Source organism: Streptomyces sp. NPDC057099 (assembly GCF_042671245.1).
Lineage (GTDB): Bacteria > Actinomycetota > Actinomycetes > Streptomycetales > Streptomycetaceae > Streptomyces > Streptomyces purpurascens.
In genome coordinates, this window is sequence record NZ_JBHUTX010000002.1 from 476,545 (window position 1) to 489,132 (window position 12,588).

A 12,588-nucleotide genomic window follows, 5' to 3' on the forward strand; every position below is an offset into this window, starting at 1 on the left:
CACCCTGTGACTTGATGGAACCCGGAGGGATCCCTGGAGACCGAAGGGGCACACGAGAGCCATGGCCAAACAGAACGTCGCGGAACAGTTCGTCGACATCCTGACCCGCGCCGGAGTCAAACGCCTCTACGGAGTCGTCGGCGACAGCCTGAACCCGGTCGTCGACGCCGTCCGACGCAACTCCGCCATCGACTGGATCCACGTCCGGCACGAGGAGACCGCCGCCTTCGCCGCGAGTGCCGAGGCCCAGATCACCGGCGGGCTCGCCGCCTGCGCCGGCTCCTGCGGCCCGGGCAACCTCCACCTCATCAACGGCCTGTACGACGCCCACCGCTCCATGGCGCCCGTCCTCGCCCTCGCCTCCCACATCCCCTCCAGCGAGATCGGCCTCAACTTCTTCCAGGAGACCCACCCCGACCGGCTGTTCGCCGAGTGCAGCCACTACAGCGAGCTGATCTCCACCCCGAAGCAGATGCCCCGGCTGCTCCAGACCGCCATCCAGAACGCCGTCGGCCGCAGCGGCGTCAGCGTGGTCTCCCTGCCCGGCGACATCGCCGACGAGCCCGCCCCGGAGAAGGCCGCCGAGACCGCCCTCGTCACCTCCCGGCCGACGGTCCGCCCGGGTGACGAGGAGATCGACCGGCTCGTGAGGATGATCGACGAGGCCGGCAAGGTCACCCTCTTCTGCGGCAGCGGCACCGCGGGCGCGCACGCCGAGGTCATGGAGTTCGCCGGGAAGGTCAAGTCCCCGGTCGGGCACGCCCTGCGCGGCAAGGAATGGATCCAGTACGACAACCCGTACGACGTGGGCATGAGCGGGCTCCTCGGCTACGGCGCCGCCTACGAGGCCACCCACGAGTGCGACCTGCTGATCCTGCTCGGCACCGACTTCCCCTACAACGCCTTCCTCCCCGACGACGTGAAGATCGCCCAGGTCGACGTCCGGCCCGAACACCTCGGCCGCCGCTCGAAACTGGACCTCGCGGTGTGGGGCGACGTACGAGAGACGCTGCGCTGTCTGATCCCCCGGGTGAAGGAGAAGCAGAACCGCCGCTTCCTCGACCGGATGCTGAAGAAGCACGCCGACGCGCTGGAGGGGGTGGTGAAGGCGTACACCCGCAAAGTGGAGAAGCACACGCCGGTCCACCCCGAGTACGTCGCGTCCGTACTGGACGAAGTGGCCTCCGACGACGCCGTGTTCACCGTCGACACCGGCATGTGCAACGTCTGGGCGGCCCGCTACATCACGCCCAACGGCCGCCGCCGCGTCATCGGTTCCTTCTCCCACGGCTCGATGGCGAACGCGCTGCCCATGGCGATCGGCGCCCAGTTCACCGACCGCAAGCGGCAGGTCGTGTCGATGTCCGGCGACGGCGGATTCTCCATGCTGATGGGCGACTTCCTGACGCTGGTCCAGTACGACCTCCCGGTCAAGGTCGTCCTCTTCAACAACTCCAGCCTCGGCATGGTCGAGTTGGAGATGCTGGTCGCCGGGCTGCCGTCCTACGGCACCGCCAACAAGAACCCCGACTTCGCCGCCGTCGCCCGGGCCTGCGGCGCGTACGGCGTACGGGTCGAGAAGCCCAAGGAACTCGCCGGCGCCCTCAAGGACGCCTTCAAGCACAAGGGCCCGGCCCTCGTCGACGTCGTCACCGACCCCAACGCGCTGTCCATCCCGCCGAAGATCAAGGCCGAGATGGTGACCGGCTTCGCCCTGTCCGCCTCCAAGATGGTGCTGGACGGCGGGGTCGGCCGGATGCTCCAGATGGCCCGCTCCAACCTGCGCAACGTGCCCCGGCCCTGAGCGCGGTCAGCCGTCCGGTGTCCACCGGCGGGCCAAGGTGTCGTACGTGTACTGGGGCAAGCCCTTGATGCCGCTGGTGCGGAACGGCCGGCCGGCGTCGTCGATGCGGACCGTGCCCTTGCGGCCCTGGGAGGACCAGTCCAGCTCCAGGTACCAGCGGCAGTCGCACGTCACGGTCCGTGCGGTGATCAGCAGCACCTCGGGGTCCTCGGCCGAGACGCGGTACGGCATGCGCACCGCCGGGATCGGCACGCCGGTGTCGCTCCCGGCGACCGCATGGGCGATGGGGCGGTCCTTGTCCAGGTTCACGTCGAAGAAGCGCGGGGTGACCGCGCCGCCGCAGCCCTGGTCCATGGCGTAGGCGTTGCCCTGGGCGGGGGCCGCGCGCCCCACCACGCGCACGCGCAGCGCGTTCAGCACGACGGCCGTGTCGGTCCGCCCCTGCACCGACAGTTCCACGAGCGTCTCGCCGCCGTGCACCGCGCCCTGCGTCGCCGCCCAGGTCCCGGCGTCCTGCGGGGCCGGAGGCGGGGGCACCTGCCGCGGCGGCTTGGCGATGACGTAGTCGTGACCGCAGCCGAGCTTCCACGCCTGTGAGTCGGCGGACCAGGTGAGGGGCAGCGCGGGCTTCTTCCCGCCGGGCGGCGAGGTGGTGGTCCGGGCGGAGGGGGCGGGGGAGGGCTTCTTCTCGCTCTTCGGGGTGGCGGAAGGCCGCTTGGTGGTGGGGGAGCCGCTCGGGGTGGGCGACGTGCTGCTTCGGTCCGGCGCCTTGGCTTCCGTCGTGCCGGACGCGGCGGGTCCGGCCGTACGGGCACGCTCGGCGGCGGGGCGCCGTCCGTCCGGCAGCGCGGACAGACTCCCGAGCGTCGCGAGCAACGCACAGGCGGCGGCCAGTCCGACCGCGACGCGCCGGTGGCGGTACCAGGGGCGGCGGGGGAGCGGGTCCGGGTCCGGAGCCGGGGTGCTCGCTTCCTCCTCGGCAGGGGCCGCCTCCTCCACCGCGGTCGCCGTACGAGGCCGCCGGCGTGCCGCCACCGCCAGGAGCCAGCGGCGGTGGAGCTCCAGGCGTTCCTCCGGGGTCGCCCCGCAGAGCGCGGCGAATCGCTCCACGGGGGCGAAGTCGACCGGGACCGCCTCGCCCGCGCAATAGCGGTGCAGGGTCGAGGTGTTCATGGCCAGACGGCGGGCCAGCGAACCGTAACTGCGATCCGTGCGCTCCTTCAGCGCTCTCAGCTGCGCCGCGAACTCCCCGACGTCGTCCACGTCTTCCTGTGCCGACACGATTCCCCGCCCCCGTAAGGTCCCACCCGGCCCGGGACGGCATCCCAGGCACCCGTGTACCTGCACGTCAGACGGGCTGGGATGGTTCCACCCCGGCCGATCGGCCGCGGGCTGTTGCGCCCGCCGGCTGTGACCGCTGATGCTCAAGGCGCCGCACCGACCAGGCCCGGGCCGACCAGCCGGCCTCGCCGCGGCATCCACGTCCACGCACTCATCCACGGGGGAACACCCATGTCCATGCGCATCCGAACGAGCGCTCTCACCGCACTCACCGTCGCCGCCCTCGCGGCGGGCACGGTCCTCACGGCACCGGCCGCCGGCGCCGCGCCGAAGGCCGCCGCGCCTAAGTTCCTGTCGGCGTCCGAGCTGCCGCCGCACCCGACGTCGTCCTGGACCGCCGGGCCGGTCACCGAAGGGTTCCCGGAGGCACTCGGCTTCTGCGTGAGCACGGAGGGCGTGCCCTCCTACGACTACCGGCACCGGGAGTTCCGGACCGACCTGGACACCGGCGCCGTGCAGTTGACCGTCGTGACCAGCACAGCCGCCCTGGCCAAGGCCCTGGCGAAGCACTACGACGACCTGATCCGCACCTGCGCCGACCGCATCGAGCAGTCCGACCCGGACATCCAGGCCGAGGGCCGGGACTACGGCTCGCTGCCGGTCGAGGAGGGCGCCCACGTCCGCGGACTGCACACCGAGACCTCCTGGGGGGCCACGGACATCGCGCTGCTGTCCGTCGGACAGGACGGCCGGACCGTCACCGTCGTGCAGTGGGGTCAGATGGGCGACTTCGGTGACGCCCCCGTGGCCGCCTTCAAGAAGACGACGACCACCGCCGTCAAGAAGCTGTACTGACCGCGCGACCACCGGAGAGAACCAGGGCCGTCCTCCCGCCACGGGGGTGGGGAGGACGGCCCTGTTCCGGTCAAGGGCCCGGGGGAGACCGTCGTAGTTCGGCCAACTTCACCGGACCGCCGCGCACGGGGGCCGGCTGCCCCACTCCTTCGTCGCGTACGCAAGGATCGGCAGCCGGCCCTCGGTACTTCGGCCGATCTCCTGCGGTCACGATCTGTACGAGGGCCCGTACCGGCTACCCTCTTGTTCCCCTCCCCGTCACCGCCGTACCGCTCAGCGGCCCGCAGCCGGCCCCGCCGGTCCCGTCCGATTGGCCGAACACCCGGTCGTTGACGACTCGACATGACTGCCGCGTGTCCGATCGGGCATGGATCCCCGTGAACGTGTTCGAGGCAGGAGGGGAACCGACATCGGCACGCGGGCGGGGGTCATGGAGAGGCAGGCACGAGGAGGCGGTCCCATAACGATCGGGGCCTTCTCGGCGAAGACGGCGGACGACAAGACCGACGACGACACGGAGCAGATGCCCGTGCCTCAACTGAGGCGCAGACTCGGGCGGGCGGACCTGCGGGCCGTGCCGGAAGCCCGCAGGGCCCTGCGGGACATGCTCGGGCAGTGGGGGAGGACCGGGCGATCGGACGTAGCGGAACTGCTCACCAGCGAACTCGTCACCAACGCGATCGTCCACACCGATCACGACGCGCTCCTGACGGCCACGGTCGGACCGCGTGGACTGCGGGTGGAGGTACGGGACTTCGTGGCCCGCAGACCCCGGCTGCGCGTACCGATCGCCGACGACGGTACGAACGGCAGGGGACTGTTCCTCGTACAGTCCCTCGCCGACGCCTGGGGCGTCAGGCCGCACGGAGTGGGCAAGGCCGTCTGGTTCGAGCTGGAGGCCGAGGCGGCGTGAACGGGAAGCGTGAACGGGAAGGGGGCGCGGCCCGCAGGCCACGCCCCCTTCCCGGGCCTGTTCGGTCCCCCTAGCCGAACTGCTGTTCCAGGTCCTTGAGCTTGCGCTCCAGGGAGTCCAGACGCGGCAGTGCCATGGTGTCGTCCTCGGCGGTGAGGTCGACGGTCACGGGGTCAGCTCCTTTGCGAGCGGGCTGCAGGGAGGGACGCGAGCGGACGGGCAGCGGCTCCGGCGCGGATATGGCAGGCTCCGCGGAGACCTGCGAGGAGCCGCGCTCCACCTGCACCTCCAGCTGCCGGCCGCCGCCGCGGCCGAAGTGCCCGCGGTGACCGCGGCTGATCGCCTTCAACTGGGCCCGCTCCACGCGCTGCTGGTCGCGGCGCCGCTGCCGCGCCTCGTCCTTCTTGCGCTTGTCGTCGCGTACCTCGTCGACCGCCTCGTCGAGGCTGCGCACACCCTCCAGGAGCATCAGCGACCAGGCGCTGTACGTCTCCCGGGGAGCCCGCAGCCAGCGCACGATACGGATCTGCGGCAGCGGGCGCGGCACCAGGCCCTGCTCCCGCAGGGCGGCGCGGCGGGTCTGCTTCAGCGCGCGGTCGAAGAGCACCGCCGCCGACAGGGACATGCCGGCGAAGAAGTGGGGGGCACCCGCGTGGCCGATGCCCCTGGGCGCGTGCACCCAGTTGAACCAGGCCGCGGCGAAGGCGAACGTCCAGACGAGTATCCGGGAGCCGAGGGCCGCGTCACCGTGGCTGGCCTCGCGCACCGCCAGCACGGAGCAGAACATCGCGGCGCCGTCCAGGCCGAACGGGACGAGGTACTGCCAGCCGCCGCTGAGGCCGAGGTTCTGCTCGCCGAAGCCGACCAGGCCGTGGAAGGAGAGCGCGGCGGCCACGGCCGCGCAGCAGAAGAGGAGGACGTAGGAGACGGTGCCGTAGAGGGCCTCCTTGCGTCTGCGGCGTTCTTCGCTGCGCTCCCAGGAATCGTCCGCGCTCGTGTCCTTGACCGAGGAGCGCTTGCCGCGCGCGAGAACCGCTATCGCCGCCAGCATGCCCAGGAGAAGCACGGCGCCCGGAAGCAGCCAGTTCAGCGATATGTCGGTCAGTTTCATCTGGGTGGTCCCTTGCATTGGGATAGGGCGTAACGCCCGCCATAGTGGCCCAATCCCAACGGCCCTCAGGGGGTTTCGGGGCAAGAGGCCGCCAAGGAAGTGCAAGGGAGAGTTCGGGGCGGCGTTCTGCTCGAACTGCCGCGTGAGGGGCGGGAGTTGAGTTCGAACAAGACTACCCGTACGGGTGGTTCTCCGGAAAGCTCCTGTGAGGTACCGCGATGATCTTATGAGACGGGAGACAGGGGAGGAGCCGGCTGTTTCTGAGTGTGGCTCAGCCGGCGGTGGCCAGCAGCTTGGTGACCCGGTCGGCGTCGCAGGTGCGCGGGCAGGTGGCGCAGGTGTCCTGCGGGCGCAGCGTGTAGAACATGCAGCAGCTCGCGCGGTCCCGGGTGCGCAGCGGCTCGCCGCCGGGGCCGGTCAGCTCGCGGAACGCCGCCGTGCCCACGTACGGCTTCGTCGCGCCCGGCAGGAGCAGCTCCAGCTCGCGCATCGCGCGCCGTTCCTCGATCTCGCCGAACAGCTGGGCGATGTACCAGAGCCCCTCGACGATCTCGTCGGTCGCCATGCCCCACAGGGCCCGGCCGCGACGCCGCATCCGGGGTCCGAAACCGGTCAGGACCGGCTCCAGGTGCTCGGCGACCGCCGACCGCACCTCGGCCCGCAGCGCCTCCTCGTCCGGGACGACCCGGGCGCCGGGCAGCGTGGCGGCCTCGTCGTCGGGCAGGCAGGCGAAGCCGGCCGGGCGGACGGCCATCCGGCCGACGGGGTGGCCGGGGGCGGTGCGGTCGTACGAGACGTGCGTCACCGGGTAGTGAGGCACGCGGCGGTTCAGGAACCAGGGGACGGTGATCAGCAGGCAGGCGGGCCAGGCGTAGCGGTGCAGGCCGAAGCTGGCGACGACGTCGGGGCGGGCCTCCTGGCCGTAGTCCCGCTGTATCTGGTCCTCGTCCCAGGACAGGAAGGCGTCGAGGGCGGGGCCGGCGGCCGCGAGGTCGGTGGCCGCGGCCCAGGCGCCGCCGTGCGGGGTTTCGTCCTCGGGGGTGAGTTCGGTGACGGCGAGCCCGGGGAGAACCTCGGCCAGACGGGCGTAGGCGCCGGAGACGGCCGAACGGGGCTCGGGCATGGGATCACCGATCTACTCAGAGGTAAGCCTAACCTAACTCAAGATCCCTGGGATTTGAACTGGCGCTCGGGGCGCTTATGGTGCTTGACGGACGAGTAACAACCCGCCGTAATGACCCCAAGTACCGATACGTCCGGAGGAGGACCCTTGAAGCAGGGGGAGCCCTGGTCGGCTGTGCAGGCCGGGCAGGCCCGTGTGCCGCGGCAGGCCGGGGCGACTGGGGCGGCTGGGGCCGACGGGCCTGGGGCCGATGGGGCGGTGCGCGGTGAGCACACGCACGGTGAGCCGGCCCTTCCGCGGCCCAGGACCGTCATTCAGCGGTCCTCCGTGCGCGGGCAGATCGTGGACGCGCTGCGGGCCGCGCTGGTGGCCGGGGATCTGAGGCCCGGTGAGGTGTACTCGGCGCCGGTGCTGGGCGAGCGGTTCGGGGTGTCGGCCACGCCGGTGCGCGAGGCGATGCAGCAGCTGGCCATCGAGGGCGCCGTCGAGGTCGTGCCGAACCGTGGGTTCCGGGTGGTCGAGCGGGGGGCGCGGGAACTGGCGGAACTGGCCGAGGTCCGGTCCCTGATCGAGGTCCCGGTGATGCTGAAGCTGGCCCGTACCGTTCCCGCCGAGCGCTGGGCCGAACTGCGGCCCCTCGCCGAGGCGACGGTCCGCGCGGCGTCCTCCGGCTGCCGCGCGACCTACGCGGATTCCGACCGGGTGTTCCACCGGGCCGTCCTGTCCCTCTCCGGCAACGAGCAGCTGGTCCAGATCGCGGAGGACCTGCACCGGCGGGCCCAGTGGCCGCTGGTCGGTGGCGGGCCGGGTGGTCGGGGCCGGGCCGAACTGGTGGCGGACGCGCATGAACACACGGCGCTGCTGGACGCGTTGATCGCCCGGGATCTGGATGTGGTGCGGGTGCTGGTGGGGGAGCACTTCACGGGCGCGGGCTGAGGGGGGCGGGTGCGGGCGCGTACCGGCTGAGCCGCGAGCCGCCCCCGCTGCGCCGGGCTGCGGGCCCACCCGGCCTCAGCGGCGGCGCCGGGTATTTCGTGACGTGCTCAAGCTGTCGCCGCCGGTGGCAGCGGGGCCAACTGTCGGGCCAGCCAGGTCGGTACGCCTCCGAGCAGGCGGAACAAGCGCCGGGCCTCCTCGCGCAGGCGGGACGCCTCCGGTTCGGTCTCCGTGTCGGCAAGGGACACCAGCGCGGGGGCCGTACCGACGAGATACCCCAGCTCCTCCCGGATCCGCAGCGACTCCGCGAAACCGTGTCGGGCCTCCACCAACTCCCCGTCCCGCAGGGCGAGTCCGGCCAGATGGCGCCACGTGAACGACAGCAGCAGCGGATTGCCGTGCGCCGTGGCCCCGGCGTGCGCACGGCGGTACGCCGCCCGAGCCGCCTGCGGAGCACTCGTCAGGTTCTCCGCCAGCAGACCACGCCGGAAGTCCAGCAGGGCCCGCTGCGACACCCCCGGAGGGATCAGCGCGGCCGCCCGCCCCAGCGCGGCCCGCGCCTCGTCGGCCCGGTCCCGGACCACGAGCAGCGTCGAGGCGTAGGCCAAGTAACCGCGTTCACAAGCGGCCGCGCCCCGCTCGTCGTCGGTGTGGGCCAGCGCCTCGGCCGTGCGCAGCGCGTCCTCGGCCTCCTCCCAGCCCCGCTCGGTGTACAGACACCGTTCCACCAGCAACGACGCACGTTGGAGCGCCGCCGCGGGTGTGTCCGGCAGCAGCAGGGCGGCCGCGTCGGCCCAGCACCCGCGTGAGCGCAGCCGCCATACCGCGGTCTGGAGGGGATCGTCACCAGGGGTCGTTCCGTTACCAGACATGGCGGTATGCGCCACGTTGCCCTCCCCGAGCACGCCATCGAGCTGTTGAGTGGTGGCGGCATCTCAGCACGAATCGCGGGGCCGGGCCAAGGGGGTGGGTGAAGGATTTCACAAAGTCGTGGGACTCAGGGGCGTCCCGTGTTTGGGACGGGACACCCCTTGTCTCAGCTCATGCGCAGGGCCAGGAAGAAATCCAGCTTGTCCTCGAGGCGCGACAGGTCACGTCCCGTCAACTGCTCGATCCGTCCGACCCGGTAGCGCAGCGTGTTGACGTGCAGGTGGAGACGGCCGGCGCAGCGGGTCCAGGAGCCGTCGCAGTCGAGGAAGGCCTCCAGGGTGGGGATCAGCTCGGCTCGGTGGCGGCGGTCGTAGTCCCGGAGGGGGTCCAGGAGGCGGGCCGTGAAGGCGCGGCGGACGTCGTCCGGGACGAAGGGGAGCAGGAGGACGTGCGAGGCCAGTTCCTGGTGGCCCGCCGCGCAGACCCGGCCCGGGCGGGCCGCCGCCACCCGGCGGGCGTGGCGGGCCTCCTCCAGGGCGCCGCGCAGGCCCTCCGCCGAGTGCACGGCCGCGCTGACCCCGAGGGTGAGCTGCCCGTCGCCGTCGAGACCCGCCGTGAGGGGGTCCCGTACGGATGCGAGGAGCGCGTCGGCGAGGACGCCGCTCTCGGAGCCGTCGTGCTCCGCTGCGACGGCGGGGAGGGGGACCAGGGCGATGGCCTCGTCGCCGGTGTGGGCGACGGCGATGCGGTCCGAGTGCTCCGGGCCCGACGACAGGGGGTCGACGAGGATCTCCTCCAGCAGCGCCTGGGCCACCGGGCCGCCCTCGATCTCGTCCCCGTCCCAGTCGACGCGGGCCACGACCACCTGCCAGTGCGGCGCGGCCCCGAGGCCGGGCAGCAGCACCGGCGCGGCCACACGCAGACGGGCGGCGATCTCGGCGGGCGCCGCGCCCGTCTGGACCAGCTCCAGCACCTCCTGGGCGAGACGGCGGCGGACCGTGCGGGCCGCGTCGCGGCGGTCCCGCTCGACCGCGATCAGCTGGGTGACGCCGTGCAGCAGGTCGAGCCGCTCCTCGGCCCAGTCCCCGGCGTCCGCCTCGACGGCCAGCAGCCAGTCGGACAGCAGGGTCTCGCGGGCATCGCGGGCGGTCTGCGAAGAGCGGCCCGTCGAGCGGATCGGGAACAGGGAATAGGTGGTGCCGCCCAGGAGGACGCGGTGCGGGGCGCGGCGGCCCGTGCGGGTGGCGGTCAGGTGTTCCGCCGCCAGTCGTCCGCAGGTCTCGGCGGGCAGCGCGGCGGGGCCCGCGGCCTTCGAGCCCGCGATCAGCCGGCCGGTGGGGGCGAGGACCCAGGCCCGCAGGTCCAGGTCCGAGCCGAGCAGGTCCAGGACCACGTCCGGGCCGCCGCCCGCCGGGCCCGAGGTCATCATCCGGCGGTGGCGGTCGACCACCGCCGCGAGGTCTCCGGCGCGCTCGCCCGAGACCTGCCGTACGACGTGCTCGGTGATCGTCGCGAACGCCACCGACTCGTGCACCGCGAAGAGGGGGAGACGGTGCCGGGCGCAGGCCGTGACCAGGTCGGCCGGGACGTCCCCGAGCTCGGCCTCGCCCGCGGCGAGGGCCGTCACGCCCTGCTGCACCAGGATCCGCACGAAGGGCTCCGAGTCCTCGGCGTCATGGCGCCAGGCCAGGCCCGTGAGCACCAGTTCGCCGCCGGAGAGGTAGCGGCTGGGGTCGCGCAGGTCGGTGGTCATCACGCCGCGCACCGTGCGGTCCAGCTCTTCCTCGCCGCCGAGCAGCTTGAGGCCCAGCGCGTCGGTGTCCAGCAGTGCGCGCAGCCGCATTCTCGTCGCCGCCGTTCTTTGTCTCGAAATCAGTGGTGGATCTTGGTGGGGTGCGGGGTGAACGTCTGTTCGTCGGGCTGGTGAGCGATGTTCACCGGCCCCGAACCGTTGTCCCGGCTGTGTCCCAGGTCACGCGGCTGTGTCGCGCGTTTCCACAGGAGAACGAGGAGGTTTCTGATGGCCTCCGTTCATACGAATCTACAAGATGCCCGTCCTGGCCAGCCAACTCCTTCATGGTTTCCGTGACTGACCCCGTCGGAGTACCGCGCTGTGTACTGAGACCACTACGCGTAAACAGCACATGAACGAGCCGGGACCGCCGCACACGGATTGGCTCAATCTGAACGCCCCACGAGAAGACGGAGAAGAGAGCCGGTCATGGACTTCCTTCGCCCCGCCAGCTGGGAGGAGGCGCTCGCCGCGAAAGCCGAGCACCCCACAGCTGTGCCGATTGCGGGTGGCACCGACGTGATGGTCGAGATCAACTTCGACCACCGCCGGCCCGAGTACCTCATGGACCTGAACCGCGTCGGCGATCTCTCCGAGTGGGAGGTCGGCGAGGAGAGCGTACGGCTGGGTGCCTCCGTGCCGTACACGCAGATCATGGAGAACCTGCGCGCCGAACTGCCGGGTCTTGCCCTCGCCTCGCACACCGTCGCCTCCCCGCAGATCCGCAACCGCGGCGGCGTCGGCGGCAACCTCGGCACCGCCTCCCCGGCCGGCGACGCCCACCCCGCCCTGCTCGCCGCGGGTGCCGAGGTGGAGGTCGAGTCGGTGCGCGGGTCGCGCCGCATCCCGATCGACGAGTTCTACAAGGGCGTGAAGCGCAACGCGCTGGCGGCCGATGAGCTGATCCGGGCCGTGCATGTGAAGAAGGCCGACGGGCCGCAGCAGTTCTCCAAGGTGGGGACCAGGAACGCGATGGTCATCGCCGTATGCGCGTTCGGGCTGGCGCTGCATCCCGAGACGCGGACCGTGCGGACGGGTATCGGCTCGGCCGCCCCGACGCCCATTCGGGCCAAGACCGCCGAGGAGTTCCTGAACGCCGCTCTGGAGGAGGGCGGCTTCTGGGACAACGGGAAGATCGTCACCCCGTCGGTCGCCAAGCAGTTCGCGGACCTGTGCTCCGCCGCCTGCAACCCGATCGACGACGTCCGGGGCACCGCGAGCTACCGCCGCCACGCCGTCGGCGTCATGGCCCGCCGCACGCTGACCTGGACCTGGGAGTCCTACCGCGGCGCCCGCCGCCTGACGGAGGGAGCTGCGTAATGCGCGTCAACTTCACGGTCAACGGCCGTCCGCAGGAAGCCGACGACGTCTGGGAGGGCGAGTCCCTGCTGTACGTGCTGCGGGAGCGCATGGGCCTTCCCGGGTCGAAGAACGCCTGCGAGCAGGGCGAGTGCGGCTCCTGCACGGTCCGGCTCGACGGGGTGCCGGTGTGCTCGTGCCTGGTGGCCGCCGGGCAGGCGGAGGGCCGCGAGGTCGTCACCGTCGAGGGGCTCGCGGACTTCGCCAAGCAGCGGGCGGAGGGTGGTTGCGCGACCAGGGCCTGCGGTACGTCCGTGCAGGACGCCCAGGGGTGGCAGGCCAAGGGCAGTGACTCGCAGACCGGCGAGGGCACCGAACTCTCCCCGATCCAGCAGGCGTTCATCGACGCCGGCGCCGTCCAGTGCGGCTTCTGCACGCCCGGACTGCTGGTCGCCGCCGACGAGATGCTGGAGCGGAACCCCAACCCGTCCGACGCGGACATCCGCGAGGCACTGTCGGGCAACCTGTGCCGCTGCACCGGCTACGAGAAGATCATGGACGCGGTCCGCCTGGCGGCCGCCCGGCAGGGAGAGGCGGTCTGAGC

11 protein-coding genes are annotated in these 12,588 nt (G+C 71.9%); 6 read left to right on the top strand and 5 right to left on the bottom strand.

What is annotated here, in order from left to right; translation table 11 throughout:
- Positions 1–61: 61 nt before the first annotated feature.
- Positions 62–1,804 (top strand): pyruvate dehydrogenase, encoded by a 1,743-nt coding sequence (locus ACFT4A_RS04510; RefSeq protein WP_382825881.1) that lies wholly within the window; start codon positions 62–64, stop codon positions 1,802–1,804.
- A gap of 6 nt (positions 1,805–1,810) precedes the next feature.
- Here the strand turns inward: ACFT4A_RS04510 and ACFT4A_RS04515 are convergent, their stop codons facing one another.
- Complete coding sequence (locus ACFT4A_RS04515; protein ID WP_382825882.1) at positions 1,811–3,085, bottom strand: helix-turn-helix domain-containing protein; 1,275 nt, start codon at positions 3,083–3,085, stop codon at positions 1,811–1,813.
- Positions 3,086–3,316: 231 nt separating this feature from the next.
- Here ACFT4A_RS04515 and ACFT4A_RS04520 point away from each other — a divergent pair, with 231 nt between their 5' ends.
- Together ACFT4A_RS04520 and ACFT4A_RS04525 are read left to right on the top strand one after the other, a co-directional pair.
- Positions 3,317–3,940: a hypothetical protein gene (locus ACFT4A_RS04520; RefSeq protein ID WP_382825883.1), complete on the top strand. Its 624-nt coding sequence runs from the start codon at positions 3,317–3,319 to the stop codon at positions 3,938–3,940.
- A 430-nt stretch (positions 3,941–4,370) separates the two neighbouring features.
- The gene (locus ACFT4A_RS04525) at positions 4,371–4,853 is read left to right on the top strand and encodes an ATP-binding protein (protein ID WP_382825885.1); all 483 of its coding nucleotides are present in this window, start codon (positions 4,371–4,373) and stop codon (positions 4,851–4,853) included.
- Between the two features lie 70 nt (positions 4,854–4,923).
- Here ACFT4A_RS04525 and ACFT4A_RS04530 read toward each other — a convergent pair whose 3' ends face one another.
- Positions 4,924–5,964, bottom strand: a complete 1,041-nt coding sequence (locus ACFT4A_RS04530; protein WP_215117730.1) for a DUF2637 domain-containing protein — start codon at positions 5,962–5,964, stop codon at positions 4,924–4,926.
- A 271-nt stretch (positions 5,965–6,235) separates the two neighbouring features.
- Positions 6,236–7,087, bottom strand: a complete 852-nt coding sequence (locus ACFT4A_RS04535) for a (2Fe-2S)-binding protein (RefSeq protein WP_382825888.1) — start codon at positions 7,085–7,087, stop codon at positions 6,236–6,238.
- Positions 7,088–7,198: 111 nt separating this feature from the next.
- Here ACFT4A_RS04535 and ACFT4A_RS04540 point away from each other — a divergent pair, with 111 nt between their 5' ends.
- Positions 7,199–8,023 (top strand): GntR family transcriptional regulator, encoded by an 825-nt coding sequence (locus tag ACFT4A_RS04540; protein ID WP_382825890.1) that lies wholly within the window; start codon positions 7,199–7,201, stop codon positions 8,021–8,023.
- 107 nt (positions 8,024–8,130) lie between these two features.
- Here ACFT4A_RS04540 and ACFT4A_RS04545 read toward each other — a convergent pair whose 3' ends face one another.
- Together ACFT4A_RS04545 and ACFT4A_RS04550 are read right to left on the bottom strand one after the other, a co-directional pair.
- Positions 8,131–8,895: a hypothetical protein gene (locus ACFT4A_RS04545; RefSeq protein WP_382825892.1), complete on the bottom strand. Its 765-nt coding sequence runs from the start codon at positions 8,893–8,895 to the stop codon at positions 8,131–8,133.
- Positions 8,896–9,059: 164 nt separating this feature from the next.
- The gene (locus tag ACFT4A_RS04550) at positions 9,060–10,736 is read right to left on the bottom strand and encodes a PucR family transcriptional regulator (protein ID WP_382825894.1); all 1,677 of its coding nucleotides are present in this window, start codon (positions 10,734–10,736) and stop codon (positions 9,060–9,062) included.
- A 378-nt stretch (positions 10,737–11,114) separates the two neighbouring features.
- Between ACFT4A_RS04550 and ACFT4A_RS04555 the strand changes: the two genes are divergently transcribed.
- Positions 11,115–12,005 (top strand): FAD binding domain-containing protein, encoded by an 891-nt coding sequence (locus ACFT4A_RS04555; protein ID WP_382825895.1) that lies wholly within the window; start codon positions 11,115–11,117, stop codon positions 12,003–12,005.
- Positions 12,005–12,586 (top strand): (2Fe-2S)-binding protein, encoded by a 582-nt coding sequence (locus tag ACFT4A_RS04560; RefSeq protein ID WP_382825897.1) that lies wholly within the window; start codon positions 12,005–12,007, stop codon positions 12,584–12,586. Before ACFT4A_RS04555 ends, ACFT4A_RS04560 begins: the two co-directional genes overlap by 1 nt.
- Positions 12,587–12,588 lie beyond the last annotated feature (2 nt).